A 12,565-nucleotide genomic window follows, 5' to 3' on the forward strand; every position below is an offset into this window, starting at 1 on the left:
TTAATAGCCGTATTTGTCTTTCCACAAACGCTTCAACTGCTCCCTAAGTTTTAATTCAGCAGCATTATTGCCTGGTTCATAGAGCCGGGTGCCTGTTAATTTATCTGGAAAGTATTCCTGGTCAGAAAAATTACCATCATAGGCATGCGAATATTTATATTCAGTACCGTAACCTATATCCTTCATCAGTTTAGTCGGAGCATTTCTTATATGAAGAGGGACCGGAAGATCTCCTGTTCTTGCAACCAATTCCTGTGCTTTATTAATTGCTTCATAGCTCGCATTGCTCTTAACAGAAGAAGCAAGATACACTACTGCTTGTGATAGGATTATCCGGGATTCGGGCCACCCGATAACATTAACTGCCTGAAAACAATTATTAGCTAATAAAAGTGCATTAGGATTGGCATTACCAATATCTTCTGAAGCCAGGATCAGTAACCTTCTTGCAATAAATAAAGGATCTTCTCCCCCTGCAATCATTCTTGCAAGCCAGTAAACAGCAGCATTCGGATCGCTTCCTCGAATAGATTTTATAAAGGCAGATATAATATCATAATGCTGTTCTCCAGCTTTGTCATACAATGCAAGATTCTGCTGAACATTATCAAGTACAAGTTTATTAGTGATCTCCAGAGATTCTTTCCCTATTGCGTTTATTACTATTTCAAGAACATTAAGGAGTTTACGGGCATCCCCTCCACTTAGCCGTAATAATGCCTCATGTTCTTTGATCGATACCTGTTTTTGGGAAAGATATTTGTCTTCTTTTAAAGCTCTGCTTATAAGTTGAACGAGGTCGTCTTCGGTCAGGTGCTTAAGTATGTAAACCTGACAGCGCGATAGTAACGCCGAGATAACTTCGAAAGAAGGATTTTCTGTAGTTGCCCCGATCAGTGTAACCAATCCCCGTTCCACTGCCCCCAGCAAAGAATCTTGCTGAGATTTAGAGAAACGATGAATCTCATCTATAAAAAGCACCGGTAAGTTCTGTTCAAACTCTCTTAATCTGGCTGCTTTGTCAATTACCTCCCGTACATCTTTTACTCCTGAATTTATTGCACTTAAGCTAAAGAAAGGTCGCTTTAATTGCTGCGAGATAATAAAAGCAAGCGTTGTTTTTCCAACCCCGGGAGGGCCCCATAAAATAAGAGAGGGGAGATTCCCGCTCTCTATGGCTCTTCTTAGAATCGCATTTTGACCTACTAAATGTTGTTGTCCAACATACTCATCCAAAGAAGTTGGACGCATTCGTTCTGCTAAAGGAGGAATGGTAGGCATTATATGATGTTTTGATAGGAATTGAGGTCGGAAGCATCCGACCCATTCCTTTATCCTTTTTTAACTTCCTTCGCCCAGGTATCTTTCAAGCTCACTGTTCTATTAAATACAAGGTTGTCAGAAGTGGATTCATTGTCTAAGGTAAAATATCCTTTCCGTATAAACTGGTAGCCCTTTCCTGGTTGAGCTGTTGCCAGATCAGGTTCCATGAATACGTTTGGAATGATCTGTAAACTTTCAGGGTTTATCAGTTCTTTAAAATCCCGTTCTTCTCCGGCAGGATCTTCCACACGAAACAATCTATCGTAAATCCTTACTTCCGCACTTGCAGCATGTTTTACACTTACCCAGTGGATTGTCCCTTTTACGTTAATGCCTGAAGTATCTTGCCCTGATTTTGACTCAGGAATATAGGTACAATGAACCTCGGTAACATTGCCGTTTTCGTCTTTAACAAAATCCTCACACTTAACAATGTAAGCATGTTTGAGGCGTACCATTAAACCAGGAGCCAGACGGAAGAATTTCTTCGGAGCATTCTCCATAAAGTCTTCCCGTTCAATCCATAGCTCTTTGCTGAAAGGAATATCACGGGAGCCTTCTCCGCCTTCAACTTCAGGATTGTTTTCACCGTGAAGCATTTCTTCCTGACTCTCCGGATAATTTGTGATCACAAGTTTAATAGGGTCAAGGACAACCATCCGGCGCCAGGCTGTTTTATTCAGATCTTCGCGAACACAAAATTCAAGAAGACTTACATCTATAATATTCTCTCTTTTAGCAACACCTATTCTCTCACAAAAGTCACGTATAGAATGAGCTGTAAAGCCTCGTCTTCTTAGACCACTGATAGTAGGCATCCGTGGATCATCCCACCCGTCTACAAATCCTTCGTTTACCAATTGAAGTAGCTTGCGCTTGCTCATCACGGTATAGGTCATGTTCAATCTCGCAAACTCATACTGTCTTGACGGGAATATTTCCAGGTGGTCAAGGAACCATTCGTATAGCGGACGGTGAGGAATAAATTCAAGCGTACATATTGAATGAGTAATGTTTTCGATTGAATCAGACTGTCCATGAGCAAAATCATACATTGGATAAATGCACCATTTATCTCCAGTCCTGTGGTGATGAGCATGGCGGATACGGTACATAATTGGATCACGCATATGCATATTTGGAGAAGCAAGATCAATCTTCGCTCTCAAAACCTTTTCTCCGTCCTGGTATTTGCCATCTTTCATTTCAGAAAACAGACGAAGGTTTTCTTCAATGGAACGATCGCGGTAAGGAGAAGGAGTACCCGGTTCGGTAGGTGTGCCTTTTTGCGAAGCTATTTCATCTGGCGTACTGTCGTCTACATAGGCAAGTCCTTTTTGAATAAGCTTAACTGCAAATTCATATAACTGGTCAAAGTAGTTAGAGGCATAAAGTTCCTCTGCCCACTCGAAACCTAACCATTTTACATCTTCCCTGATACTTTCTACATATTCAGTTTCCTCTGTTTCTGGATTAGTATCATCAAAGCGAAGGTTCGTTTTGCCATTGTATTTTATAGCAAGTCCGAAATTAAGGCAGATAGATTTAGCGTGGCCTATATGTAGATAGCCGTTCGGTTCAGGAGGGAAACGTGTAAGTACATGGCCTCCGTTTTTACCATTTCTGATATCTTCTTCAATAATTTCTTCTATAAAATTTAAGGATCTTTCTTCGCTCATAAGCTGTTTTAAAAGGCTACAAAAGTAATAAAATGATTTTTGGCATACTAATGTTTATTATGTGATAACTTTTCGCAAAAAATCAAGTATAAGTGCAATGTAAACGTGTGCAGCTCTAAAGAAGGGTTGAGCAGGAAGTTCTCTATAAATACTTTTAATTAAAATTTTTATAAGTTGTAGAAATAATTTCCCAACTCATCAATAACCACTATCTTTATCTGCCAAGTTACCCAGGATATGAAGAGGATATTAATAGTTGATGATGAGATAAATATAGGATTGCTCCTGTCGAAGTTCTTAACCCGGAATGGTTTTGAAGTGGCGACGGCAACCCACGGTTATGCAGCCCTCGAATTGTTGGCCAAGGAGAAATTTCATCTTGTGCTTTGCGATTTCCGTCTTGAGGATACCGATGGGCGGGAGATGCTGAAGAAAATTAAGGCCGCTTATCCGGCTACCGGAGTAATTATCATTACTGGTTATTCTGATATAAAACTTGCGGTAGAGCTTATTAAAATGGGAGCCTATGACTACATCACCAAGCCTTTATATCCGGATGAGATTTTAAACACTATTAACAAGGCCCTGGAAACTCAGGAGGCTTTATCCAAGAAGTTTGCTAATGAAAATGAACAGGCCCTGAACCCGAAAAAGGAGAAGGTGTCTAATTCTAGTGCTTTACCTGAGGATTTTGTACTTGGTGAAGATTCTGCTTCCCGAGAGCTGCAAAAGCAGATTGAGGTTATTGCTCCAACAAATTACAGTGTGATCCTTACTGGTGAAAGTGGAACCGGCAAGGAATCTGTAGCTAAAGCTATTCACCTGAAAAGTAGCAGGAAGGAGAAACCTTTTATTGCAATGGACTGTGGTTCTTTAACAAAGGAACTGGCAGGAAGTGAGTTTTTCGGACATGAGAAGGGATCGTTTACAGGAGCTCTTTATACTAAGATAGGTCATTTTGAAATGGCTAATGGAGGTACACTGTTTTTGGACGAAGTAGGGAACCTTTCCTATGATATACAAGCAGCTCTTTTAAGAACAGTTCAGGAAAGAAAGGTAAAACGTATTGGAAGTACAAAGGAAATTGATCTTGATGTACGGATAATCGTTGCTACCAATGAAAATCTTACTGATGCAATTCAAAAAGGCCGTTTCAGGGAGGACTTGTACCACCGTTTTAATGAGTTTAATATTCATCTTCCTGGACTGCGACAAAGAGGAAAAGATATTATGCTTTTTGCAGAGAATTTTCTAAAGGTAGCTAATAGGGAATTAAATCGAAACATAGAAGGTTTCTCAGAGGAAGTAAAAGAATGCTTGCTTACTTATAACTGGCCGGGCAATATACGGGAGCTTAAAAATGTGATCAGAAGAGCTACGCTGCTTACTGAAACAAATAAGATCCAATTAAAGGCGCTCCCACTTGAGTTGTCTACGTTTGCACGTGCTTCCGCAATAGAAAGCGCAGTTGAAACCATACAAAGTAAGCCGTCACCAAAAAAGGGCTTGAAAGACGCTGCACTGGAAGCGGAGTATGAAACGATCCTCAAGGTGCTTAAGGAAGTGAATTTCAACAAGACAAAGGCAGCAAAGATTCTGAATATTGACAGAAAAACGCTTTATAACAAGATGAAAGCTATTAACCTGGAGTAATGAAAGTAAGACCGGCGTCATCCGAAGTATCTACATCAAAACTAGGTATACCTTCTCTTGTATTTTGGATATTGATTCCAGTCTGTTTAGCTGCAGTTTCATTCGCTCTTATAAATGAAGGATCGTCATCTTATCTCGCCAGCACTAAAATAGAAGGCGTAAGGTTTGGGATGATCTTCTTCACTATCTGGCTGATTTCGGGTATAACAGTTGCGTTTATCACCGGAGCCCTATCATTTATAGATTTTTTTGTAAAGCGATCGCTGTCGACTACAGTTATTGGAGGCTTGTCCCTTGCAGTCGGCACTTACGAAATTTTTTATTTCTTTCTGTCGCTTCAAACCTCTTCGGAAGAAGCAACCACCTATTCCCGATGGTTTATAAGTCGCTGTTTGCATCTCATCCTAATTTTAGGAGCCACATTTTATTTCAGCTTCTCTCAACTTAAAGGCCTACGTAATCCTGATAAGCGAAAGTCAAGGCTTGTTGGATTTCACGTGTGCAATGTCTTAGGACTAGTTGTGGCTATTTTCTCAACCTATTTACTGGAAGATAATTTTATATGGGAATTTAAATTCCTCGGACTTGAGCATCCTTTTGAATTGCTCATAATAGCTAGCTATCTTTTTTTTGGTCTTTTTATTTTACCTACCTTCCTGAAAAGATTCCCTTCGCTTTTCGCTAACCTGCTTGGGTTAAGTTTGATTCCTGCCGTTTTGTCGAGCCTTGTCATGGCTATGCACGTTAACCATTTCGATATACTCTTCAACACAGCTTATTTTCTGCGGGTAGTTCAATATCTGATGCCTCTTCTTGGTATAGGCCTCAATTATATTGAAAGCAGTAATAAGGAGAGGCTTACAGTAAAGCAGCTTAGGGCGCAAGTAAGGGAGCGTGTGCATACTCAACAAATACTTAAGCAACGAGAAGCCCTGTTAGCAAGTGCTGAAAGGATTGCTCATTTAGGAAGCTGGAATTTTGATCCTCAAACCAACGAGCTTAACTGGTCGGATGAAATGTACGCAATCTTTGGCATTGAAGTAGGCTCGTTCAAGCCCGAATACAATAAATGGAGGGAGTGGATTTCTGAAGACTACAGGTGCCTTGTTCAGGATAGGATCAGTGCTGCCATAGAAAATCAGGGTTCCTACAGTGTTGAGTTTCCAATAGTGAGGCCAGATGGGGGAATACGCTACATACTCGGTCAGGGCTATTACTCAAAGGAAGACAGAAAATTAATAGGGGTTATGCTCGACCTAACTGAGGTTAAAGAAGCTGGTTATAAGATAGAGCAAAGCGAGGCCTTGTTGAAAGAAGCAGAAGCTCTTTCCCACAATGGGAGCTGGGAGTGGTCTCAGGAAAAAAATGCTTTTTTCTGGTCAGATGAGATGTATCGTATTCACGGCTTAGAACCTCAGAAGGATGAATTGGACTTGAGATTTTATCTAACTTTAATCCACCCGGGCGACGTGGAGCGATTTGTTACTACTCTTGCAGATACACAAAGCCATTTGGATGAATTTTCCATTGATTATCGTATCGTAAGACCTGATAATGAGGTTAGATATCTTTCCTTGAACGGGAAATTTAAAAAGGGCTTTTCTGGTGATGTAGATAAGGTTTTAGGGAATACACAGGATATTACTGCGCTCAAGATAGCAGCTATTAAGCTTGAACAAAGTGAAAGTATTTACCGTACTATTGTAAAGAATGTACCTGATAGTGCTATTTTCTTTTTTGATAAAGATCTGCAAATAGTTCTGAGCGGTGGCCCTGCGTTAGAAGTAATCGACCCGGACAATCTGGTTCACAACGCGCACAACTTCCATTATTTATATTTCAAAAATAAAGACTCACAGCCCTTACTATATTTTAATATGGCCTTAGACGGCCAGGAAAACAGCCTCGAACACAGGATAAATAACAAGATCTTTAAAATAACCTTTACGCCAGTATCCTTGTCGGGAGGGGCAATTTTTGGTATTATGGTAGTAATGAATGATATTACCGATCTGAAGGTGGCACAACAAAGTCTTGAGCTTAAGGTTAATGAGCTTAATCGTTCCAACCGGGACTTAGAGCAATTCGCTTATATAGCGTCGCATGATTTGCAGGAACCTTTAAGAAAGATCAGGGCTTTCGGTGAACGGTTAAACATGAAATACAAGGCAGACTTGAAGGAGGATGGAGTTGATTATCTCAACAGGATGAACTCTGCTTCCGAAAGGATGCAACTTTTGATAGATGATTTATTAACTTTCTCGCGGATTAGCAGAGCGGGGGAAGAGATTAAGCCAGTAAGCCTTGATGAAACTATAAATCAAGTATTGGTTGATCTTGAATTTTCAATTGAGAAGCAGCAAGCGGTTGTAAACTTTAAATGTGAGCATAACATTAAAGTTGCACCCTCGTTATTGAGGCTTCTTTTTCAAAACTTAATATCAAACTCACTAAAATTTTCACGACCTGAATTTCCCTTAGAAATTGAGATCTGTTCTCAACTTGTAAATGGAAAAGATTACGAAAGTTTAGATGAGAAGAAAACGTACTGCAAGATTGAGGTAAAGGACAACGGCATAGGTTTCGAAAACCAGTTTTCAGAAAAGATATTTGTACTTTTTCACCGTCTTCACCCACGCCATGTGTATGAAGGAACGGGGATAGGGCTGGCAATTTGTAAGAAAATCGTAGAAAATCATAACGGAATAATAGAAGCAGAAGGAGTGGAAAACAGAGGAGCTACATTTAGAATCTTTTTCCCTACAGAGTAATAACAGATGAGTAAAGAAAAGGTTATTTTAATAGCAGAGGATGATGCAGATGACAGGCTTTTGATCAAGGAAGCTTTTGCAGAAAGTGGATCTGCCGCAATGTTAATCTTCTTTGAGAACGGAGAGGAACTTTTGAACTATTTAAAGGACTTCTCAAAAGAAGAAGCAGCAATTCTTCCAGATCTGTTTATTTTAGATCTGAACATGCCTAAAACTAATGGCACTGAAGTTTTAAGTTATTTAAAGGCGCAAAATATATTTCGGGATATTCCTGTGATTGTGTTAACAACTTCAAAGGCGAAGGAAGATGAAGAAAACGCATTGAAAATGGGAGCCGCGGGCTTTTTTAGTAAACCATCTTCATTTACTGAGCTGGTAGCGATTACAGATTCTATTTCAGAGAATTGGGTTAAGTAAGCCTTGCTTTTTTATTAAACCTGACCGAGTTCTGCATTGAACAAAACGGGCCTATAGATGTTATAGCAAAAGTTTTCAAATTACACCTTTGCTTAACTCTTTCTAAATGCCCGTTTTCAACTATAAGCAGCGCAACAATATTTTACTTATTACCCTTATAGTCTTGGGGTGTTTTATACTCTATACACTCCGATTTATTGCCGGCGCTGTGCTAAGTACGGTTGTTACGTATACTATTCTTCGACCGGTATATCTTTACCTCACTGAGAAGTTAAAATGGAACCGTGTTGTAGCATGTTCAAGTATTATGCTAAGTTCTTTTTTGGTAATAGTATTACCTTTTATTGTTCTTAGCCTGCTTGTCATAAATAAAATCTCTGAATTTGAAAGAGATCAGATAAAGATCAGGATATTGGTCAACAGGATCGATAGTTTTATAAGTTCGAGGTTCCATCAGCCCGACCTTGTAGACAATCTAATGAAAAGAGCTTCATCCTATGCGGGTGAATTGTTCCCTACCATCGTTGGTAGTGCATTTGACCTATTATTAGGTATCGTTATTATGTATTTCCTGCTTTATTTCATGTTTACCAATCATGAGAAATTTGAAGCAGAGGCTATCAAATATTCCCCGTTCCGTGAACAAAATGCGCTCCGTTTTGGAGAAGAGCTTAAAAATACCACTTATGCAAATGTACTGGGACAAGGACTAATTGCTGTGGTGCAGGGAGCCCTTGTTAGTCTGGGCTTTTTCATATTTGGAATAAGAGACCCTATTTTTTGGGGGGTAATTTCTACCTTTCTATCATTTATGCCCGTTTTAGGTTCGCCCTTAGTATTTGTTCCGGCAGCGCTGATTGAGATTGCTAATGGCAATAATAGCGGTGGTATTGGAATGCTTATTTGGGGCTTCGTACTTGTTATCAATATTGACAACGTGATAAGGTTTTTGATCGCTAAAAGAGTAGGTGATATCCACCCTATTATAACTGTAGTTGGGGTAATAATTGGAATACCAGTGTTTGGTATTATGGGATTAGTTTTCGGGCCTCTATTGTTGTCATATTTTATCCTGACCGTACGAATTTATGAGACCAGTAAACTGGCTTCTGAGCGGTTGGAAAAACTCAAGGCGGCAGAGGAAGAGTGATAAGAAATTATACTTTCAGGAAAAACTTCCGTAAGCAGAAATCCCCGGGCGCAGGATAAAAGTATTTTGAAAGTTCTTCTTGTTCATTAAAGAACAAATTAAACTTCCAAGAAACACCTCCATGAGCAGAAACACACAAACGGAGGATAAAAGTTACTTAGAGATTCTTTCTGGCCTTTAAGAAACAAATTAAACTTTCAGAAAAAATCTTCAAACCGTTTAAATGATTTTATTGTATTATAGCATATTGAATTGGTAATTACGCGAGTAGAAAACAATTAAATTTTTACGCCATGAACGATAATACAAAAGTATTGGTAGCCTTAATGGCTGGAGTAGCTGCAGGCGCTGCCTTAGGAATCCTTTTCGCACCAGACAAAGGATCGGAGACCCGCGACAGGTTGAATGATGCCCTTAAAAATCTAGGTGACACCATCAAAGACAGAGCAGCTGAGGAAATTGAAAATTTAACTGCTTTTAAAGAAAAAGTGGTTGATGAAGTTAAGACCAGATTTAACTCAGCTTCAGAAGAAGGCTTTAGCACTGCAGAGCAACAGCAAGCTCCGGTTGCAGAACAAATTTAATCAGGGCTCCGGTGACTAGCCGGAGCTTATTAAACCCCTAATTGTTTATGGCAGAAACCACAGAAGAAAAACAGGAACAAGCATCGCCAGATATATTCGTTCTAATTAAGGAATATATTGCAACCCGTGTTGAACTCATAAGGCTTACAGCAATTGAAAGAGCAACAGTTGTAGCTTCTAACCTGATTACTGATACTTTCGTATTTCTTACTGGTATACTTACATTTCTTTTTGCTTCATTTGCACTGGCCTTATGGTTGGGAGAGCTTACAGGTTCTTATGCGGCAGGTTTTGGAATAATGACTTTAATTTATCTTGCTTTAACGTTAATTGTGTTGTTTACAAAAGATAAGATTGTAGACGGCTTCCTAAACGATTTCCTTATAAAGCGGATCTTTAAACGTAAAAAATAATGGAAAAGGCCTTTGTTAGTTTAGCAGAATTGCAGGCTGAAGTTCAATATTTGAAGGTTCAGCAGTTCAAGCAGGAGGAGGTGTTAAAGGAGAAACTTAGCAGCCCGAAGGAGATATTTAAAGCAGTAACTTCTCTATTTAAATCAGACACAGGAAAAAGACAATCCTTTGCCTCTGAGCTGATGAATCAAGATATTATCACAAATATAACCCGTGTGATACTTCCATTGCTACTTAATGGAGTGGTATTTAAAAAGTCGGGGTTTATTGTGAAAACATTAATGACCTTCATTTCACAGAAGGCCGCTACGCAGGTAAACTCACACACTATCTCAGGACTGGTCGATAAGGTCACAGGGATTTTCAAGAAGAAAGATGCTCAGAAAGCCGGAAAGCCTGTTGTTGTGAGAGATTACGGAATTCCTCCAGATAGCGAAACTTATTAGTACAAGAGAAAGAAATCTAAATAGGACCTTAAGTAACGGGTTCCTTATATAAGTACAAAAAAACCGGATCTTTCGAGAGGATCCGGTTTTTTATTTAAGTCTTACCTTAATCAGCAGATTATCTTTCTACAAAAGCAGTTAGGAAATCTTCATAGGCAAGCTGAATACCTTCTTTCAATTCCACTTTATGCTTCCATCCAAATGAATGTAGTTTAGAAACATCCATTAGCTTTCTCGGTGTTCCATCTGGCTTAGAAGTGTCAAATTCAAGTTCTCCTTCAAAGCCAACTACTTCTTTCACAGTTAATGCAAGTTCTTTAATGGTTACATCCTCTCCTGTCCCAATATTTACCAGGCCTGCTTCATTATAGTGTTCCATCAAATAGAAGCAAGCATCAGCCAAATCGTCCGCAAATAAGAACTCCCGCATTGGGCTTCCGGTTCCCCAGATAGTTACTTTATCGCGTCCCTCTTCTTTAGCCTCATGGAACTTGCGGATCAAGGCAGGTAATACATGAGAATTCTCAGGGTGATAATTATCATTGTAGCCATAAAGATTGGTAGGCATAACAGAGACGTAATTGCATCCATACTGGTCCCTGTAAGCGTCACACATCTTTATACCAGCTATCTTTGCAATTGCGTATGGTTCGTTAGTTTGTTCCAGGGTACCAGTCAGCAAATATTCTTCTTTTAATGGCTGAGGTGCCATTTTGGGATAAATACAGCTAGATCCAAGAAACATTAGTTTTTTAACATTATTCAAATAAGAATTGTGAATAATATTGTTCTGGATCATAAGATTATCATACAAGAATTCTCCTCTGTAGGTGTTATTAGCGATGATGCCTCCAACTTTTGCTGCTGCAAGAAATACATAATCGGGTTTTTCTGTCGCAAAAAAATCTGCAACGGCTTGTTGACTTCTTAGGTCCAGCTCTTTCGAGCCCCTGGTTATAATATTTGTAAAGCCTTCTCTTTCAAGTTTTCTTACAATTGCAGAGCCAACCATACCGCGATGACCTGCTACATAAATTTTTGCGTTTTTTTCCACGTGATGTATTTAATGCCCCAAAATTAAAGTTTTATTTTTGCGCCTTATTAAATCATGGGTAAAGATAAATTAAGGCGTTTCGCTGAAGTAGACACATTTCCTAATGTGTTACAACTAGACGAAGGTAAAAGTTTTAAAGGTAATTGGAAAATCAATCATTTTCACAATAATAAACCTTTAATATTAGAATTAGCATGTGGAAAAGGAGAATATACTGTAAATCTCGCAAAACTATTTCCTGATAAAAATTTCATCGGTGTTGATTATAAAGGTAACAGGATCTGGCGAGGCGCTAAGACTGCATTAGAAGAGAATATTGCCAATGTAGCATTCTTACGAATACAGATAGAAAATATACTGGATTACTTTGAAGCCGGAGAGGTTTCTGAAATATGGATCACTTTCCCAGATCCTCAGCCACAGTTGAGTCGTGAGAAGAAAAGGTTAACCTATCCCGCTTTCCTTCAAAAGTATAAGACCATTCTTGAAAGGGGTGGCATTATGCACCTGAAGACAGATAATGACGGTTTGCATGAGTATACCCGGGAAAAGATTGAGGAATTGGGATTGAAGCTCCATGTAAGAACGGAAGATTTGTACAAATCAGATCTGGTGGACGAGGTGTTATCAATTAAAACCTATTATGAGAAGAAGTACCTTGCCCATGACAAAAATATCAACTATTTGAAGTTCACATTCGATTAATGGATAAGGATACCTTCTTCGATAAAGTCTACGAAGTGGTTAGGCAGGTTCCTGCAGGAAGGGTGACGTCATATGGGGCAATTGCAGAGTTTTTGGGAATGAAAGGTTCTGCTCGAATGGTTGGATATGCAATGAATGTTTGTAGGAGTGCTTCCCCCCCTGTCCCTGCTCATCGTGTAGTAAACAGGAATGGATTGTTAAGTGGCAAGCATCATTTTCCCACTCCCGAGCTAATGGAACAAATGCTGGAAAGTGAGGGAGTGGCGGTTGAAGAAGATCAGGTTGTTGATTTCAAGAAGCTTTTTTGGCACCCTGCTCAGGAACTGCAAGTTTAGGTTTTGTCTTTTTTGCTAAAAATATTAGTTTTACA

12 protein-coding genes are annotated in these 12,565 nt (G+C 39.3%); 9 read left to right on the top strand and 3 right to left on the bottom strand.

The annotated features are described in order from the left end of the window. Both J4N25_RS09005 and J4N25_RS09010 read right to left on the bottom strand, forming a co-directional pair. Complete coding sequence (locus tag J4N25_RS09005) at positions 1-1,281, bottom strand: replication-associated recombination protein A (protein ID WP_207421863.1); 1,281 nt, start codon at positions 1,279-1,281, stop codon at positions 1-3. 50 nt (positions 1,282-1,331) lie between these two features. Beyond that, positions 1,332-3,002 (bottom strand): glutamine--tRNA ligase/YqeY domain fusion protein, encoded by a 1,671-nt coding sequence (locus J4N25_RS09010; RefSeq protein WP_207421864.1) that lies wholly within the window; start codon positions 3,000-3,002, stop codon positions 1,332-1,334. 237 nt (positions 3,003-3,239) lie between these two features. On the opposite strand from J4N25_RS09010, the gene J4N25_RS09015 reads away from it, so the two are divergent. From J4N25_RS09015 to J4N25_RS09045, 7 genes are all read left to right on the top strand, one after another. Beyond that, on the top strand, positions 3,240-4,655 hold the full coding sequence (locus J4N25_RS09015; RefSeq protein WP_207421865.1) for a sigma-54-dependent transcriptional regulator: 1,416 nt from the start codon (positions 3,240-3,242) through the stop codon (positions 4,653-4,655). Next, the gene (locus tag J4N25_RS09020; protein WP_207421866.1) at positions 4,655-7,426 is read left to right on the top strand and encodes a sensor histidine kinase; all 2,772 of its coding nucleotides are present in this window, start codon (positions 4,655-4,657) and stop codon (positions 7,424-7,426) included. Before J4N25_RS09015 ends, J4N25_RS09020 begins: the two co-directional genes overlap by 1 nt. 6 nt (positions 7,427-7,432) lie before the next feature. Further along, the gene (locus tag J4N25_RS09025) at positions 7,433-7,843 is read left to right on the top strand and encodes a response regulator (RefSeq protein ID WP_207421867.1); all 411 of its coding nucleotides are present in this window, start codon (positions 7,433-7,435) and stop codon (positions 7,841-7,843) included. Positions 7,844-7,949: 106 nt separating this feature from the next. Beyond that, a complete protein-coding gene (locus tag J4N25_RS09030; protein ID WP_207421868.1) occupies positions 7,950-8,993 on the top strand; it encodes an AI-2E family transporter in 1,044 nt (347 codons plus the stop codon). Between the two features lie 293 nt (positions 8,994-9,286). After that, entirely contained in the window at positions 9,287-9,577 is a 291-nt protein-coding gene (locus J4N25_RS09035) for a YtxH domain-containing protein (protein WP_207421869.1), read from the top strand. A 47-nt stretch (positions 9,578-9,624) separates the two neighbouring features. Beyond that, positions 9,625-9,990 (top strand): phage holin family protein, encoded by a 366-nt coding sequence (locus J4N25_RS09040; RefSeq protein WP_207421870.1) that lies wholly within the window; start codon positions 9,625-9,627, stop codon positions 9,988-9,990. Further along, entirely contained in the window at positions 9,990-10,436 is a 447-nt protein-coding gene (locus J4N25_RS09045; protein ID WP_207421871.1) for a hypothetical protein, read from the top strand. The genes J4N25_RS09040 and J4N25_RS09045 overlap by 1 nt, the downstream gene beginning before the upstream one ends. A 118-nt stretch (positions 10,437-10,554) precedes the next feature. Here the strand turns inward: J4N25_RS09045 and fcl are convergent, their stop codons facing one another. After that, a complete protein-coding gene (fcl, locus tag J4N25_RS09050; RefSeq protein ID WP_207421872.1) occupies positions 10,555-11,490 on the bottom strand; it encodes a GDP-L-fucose synthase in 936 nt (311 codons plus the stop codon). A 54-nt stretch (positions 11,491-11,544) separates the two neighbouring features. On the opposite strand from fcl, the gene trmB reads away from it, so the two are divergent. Further along, on the top strand, positions 11,545-12,195 hold the full coding sequence (gene trmB / locus J4N25_RS09055; protein WP_207421873.1) for a tRNA (guanosine(46)-N7)-methyltransferase TrmB: 651 nt from the start codon (positions 11,545-11,547) through the stop codon (positions 12,193-12,195). Next, positions 12,195-12,530, top strand: a complete 336-nt coding sequence (locus tag J4N25_RS09060; RefSeq protein WP_207421874.1) for an MGMT family protein — start codon at positions 12,195-12,197, stop codon at positions 12,528-12,530. Before trmB ends, J4N25_RS09060 begins: the two co-directional genes overlap by 1 nt. The last annotated feature ends 35 nt before the right edge of the window (positions 12,531-12,565 follow it).

It is taken from the genome of Desertivirga brevis, assembly GCF_017355835.1.

Coding starts and splice junctions, on each gene's coding strand:
- J4N25_RS09015 (WP_207421865.1), top strand. CDS start 3,240: ATGAAGAGGATATTAATAGTTGATGATGAGATAAATATAGGATTGCTC.
- J4N25_RS09040 (WP_207421870.1), top strand. CDS start 9,625: ATGGCAGAAACCACAGAAGAAAAACAGGAACAAGCATCGCCAGATATA.
- J4N25_RS09010 (WP_207421864.1), bottom strand. CDS start 3,002: ATGAGCGAAGAAAGATCCTTAAATTTTATAGAAGAAATTATTGAAGAA.
- J4N25_RS09060 (WP_207421874.1), top strand. CDS start 12,195: ATGGATAAGGATACCTTCTTCGATAAAGTCTACGAAGTGGTTAGGCAG.
- J4N25_RS09045 (WP_207421871.1), top strand. CDS start 9,990: ATGGAAAAGGCCTTTGTTAGTTTAGCAGAATTGCAGGCTGAAGTTCAA.
- J4N25_RS09020 (WP_207421866.1), top strand. CDS start 4,655: ATGAAAGTAAGACCGGCGTCATCCGAAGTATCTACATCAAAACTAGGT.
- J4N25_RS09005 (WP_207421863.1), bottom strand. CDS start 1,281: ATGCCTACCATTCCTCCTTTAGCAGAACGAATGCGTCCAACTTCTTTG.
- J4N25_RS09030 (WP_207421868.1), top strand. CDS start 7,950: ATGCCCGTTTTCAACTATAAGCAGCGCAACAATATTTTACTTATTACC.
- trmB (WP_207421873.1), top strand. CDS start 11,545: ATGGGTAAAGATAAATTAAGGCGTTTCGCTGAAGTAGACACATTTCCT.
- J4N25_RS09025 (WP_207421867.1), top strand. CDS start 7,433: ATGAGTAAAGAAAAGGTTATTTTAATAGCAGAGGATGATGCAGATGAC.
- J4N25_RS09035 (WP_207421869.1), top strand. CDS start 9,287: ATGAACGATAATACAAAAGTATTGGTAGCCTTAATGGCTGGAGTAGCT.